The 1,920-nt window shown below is 72.4% G+C and carries 1 protein-coding gene and 2 pseudogenes; 1 reads left to right on the top strand and 2 read right to left on the bottom strand.

Annotated elements, in window-relative coordinates; translation table 11 throughout:
* Both ACWJ6R_RS35515 and rsmI read right to left on the bottom strand, forming a co-directional pair.
* Positions 1 to 370 (bottom strand): annotated as a pseudogene (locus ACWJ6R_RS35515) (phospholipid carrier-dependent glycosyltransferase); the annotation flags it as partial.
* A 73-nt stretch (positions 371 to 443) separates the two neighbouring features.
* Positions 444 to 1,298 carry a 16S rRNA (cytidine(1402)-2'-O)-methyltransferase gene (gene rsmI, locus ACWJ6R_RS35510; RefSeq protein WP_449066409.1) on the bottom strand — a complete coding sequence of 285 codons (855 nt, stop codon included), beginning with the start codon at positions 1,296 to 1,298 and terminating at the stop codon, positions 444 to 446.
* 201 nt (positions 1,299 to 1,499) lie between these two features.
* On the opposite strand from rsmI, the pseudogene ACWJ6R_RS35505 reads away from it, so the two are divergent.
* Positions 1,500 to 1,920: pseudogene (locus tag ACWJ6R_RS35505) on the top strand (phospholipid carrier-dependent glycosyltransferase); the annotation flags it as partial.

The following is a 1,920-nucleotide window of genomic DNA, read 5'->3' as shown; positions in this document are numbered from 1 at the left end:
GGGTCATGCCGAACAGGTGCTCGCCGGTGGCGATCAGCCACTTGCCCAGCGGCGGGTGCGCCACGTAGAGCGGGCAGGGGTCGGCGTCCGCGGGCACGCACGTCTCCCAGATCCGGGTGTCCCCGGCGATGAGCATCCGGTCGGCGACCGGGTCCTCGACGCTGCCCAGGGCCTTGCGCTCCACCCCGAAGGTGAGCAGCGCGAACGCGTCCTTGGCGTAGTAGGTCTCGTCGAAGACGACCGCGTTCGGGCGGCCGAGGTCGACGAAGCGCAGGACCGCGCCGAACGCCGCCACCAGCAGCGGGCCGATCCAGCCCCACAGGACGCCTTCCGGCATCGGCGGCACCAGCCGGTCACGCGTTGATCCCATTCAGGAGATTATGGTGATGAATCAGGATCGATGCACGGCGTCGCAGCGGTCGCGTTCGGAGATGCCCGTGTGATCAGGATCGATGCACGGCGTCGTAGAGGTCGCGTTTGGGGATGCCCGCGGCTTTGGCGACGTCCACGATCGCGTGCTTCCTCGGCACCCCGGCCTCCTCGCGCCGGGCGACCTCGGCGACCAGGTCCTCGATGACCGGCTCCAGGGCCTCCTGGACGTGCCCGGCGACGACGACGGTGATCTCGCCCTTGACCCCCTGCGCGGCCCACTCGGCGAGCTCGCCCAGGCCGCCGCGCCGTACCTCCTCGTAAGTCTTGGTGAGCTCCCGGCAGACCGCGGCGGGGCGGTCGGCCCCGAACGCCTCGGCCATCGCGGCCAGGGAGGTCGCCAGCCGGTGCGGCGCCTCGAAGAACACCATCGTGCGCTCCTCGGCGGCCAGGGCGGCCAGCCGCCGCGCCCGCTCACCCTGCTTGCGCGGCGGGAACCCCTCGAAGCAGAACCGGTCGCTGGGCAGGCCGGAGACCGCCAGGGCCGTGGTGACCGCGGAGGGGCCGGGCAGCGAGGTGACCGCGATCCCGGCGTCGACGGCCAGGCGGGTCAGGCGGTAGCCGGGGTCGGAGACCCCCGGCATGCCCGCGTCGGTGACGATCAGCACGGTGTAGCCGGCCTGGAGCACCTCCAGCAGCTCGGCGGCCCGCGCGATCTCGTTGGCGTCGTAGTAGGAGACGATCCGGCCGCCGATCTCCGCGCCCAGGTCCGAGGCCAGCCGGCGCAGCCGCCGGGTGTCCTCCGCCGCGACCACGTCGGCCGTCTCCAGTGCCTCGCGGAGGCGCGGCGAGACGTCGCCCGCCTGTCCGATCGGAGCCCCCGCCAGCACCAGCCTGCCGTTGTCCGTCACCCTTCCATCTTCTCCCATCCCGCCCACCGTTCCCGCCGCCGGTCCGCCCGCCCCCGCCCGCCGTTCCCGTCTCCGGTCCGCCCGCCCGGAGCCTTCCGGGAGGCCGGGGGCCGGGGACGACGCCGGAGAACACGGCTTCACCGTGGAGAAGCTCCCTGGTTGGGTACGTACGGGATGTTTCTTGAGGTGCACGGGTGACGAGGCCCGTACGATGTCCGGGTGGCCGTGACCGATTTCCCTGAGCAGGTGTCCGAGCAGCCGGAGCCCCGGCCGGGCAGCCGACCGGAGGACTCCGTGCGCGACCGGCTGGTGCCGCCCATGCCGGGAGGCGTCCTGTGGGGCTGGATCGGCCCGCTGCTGGTGGCGGCGTTCGGCGCGGTCCTGCGCTTCGTCGACCTCGGCCGCCCGAACGCGGTCATGTTCGACGAGACCTACTACGCCAAGGACGCCTTCGCGCTGCTCAACTTCGGCGCCGAGCGGAACGCCGTCAAGGACGCCGACAAGCTCCTCATGCAGGGCAACACGGCGATCTGGGAGCAGTGCGCCCCGGCCGAGCTGGACAAGTGCGCGTCGTACGTCGTCCATCCGCCGCTGGGCAAGTGGCTGATCGCCACCGGCGAGCACCTGTTCGGCATGACCC

Source organism: Planomonospora algeriensis (assembly GCF_977012225.1).
Note: the sequence above shows the minus strand (reverse complement) of the source record. Positions and strands in the feature narration are given on the sequence as shown.

What these genes read in the sequence shown, in the direction of transcription:
- rsmI (WP_449066409.1), bottom strand. Translation starts at nt 1,298, where the DNA reads ATGGGAGAAGATGGAAGGGTGACGGACAACGGCAGGCTGGTGCTGGCG.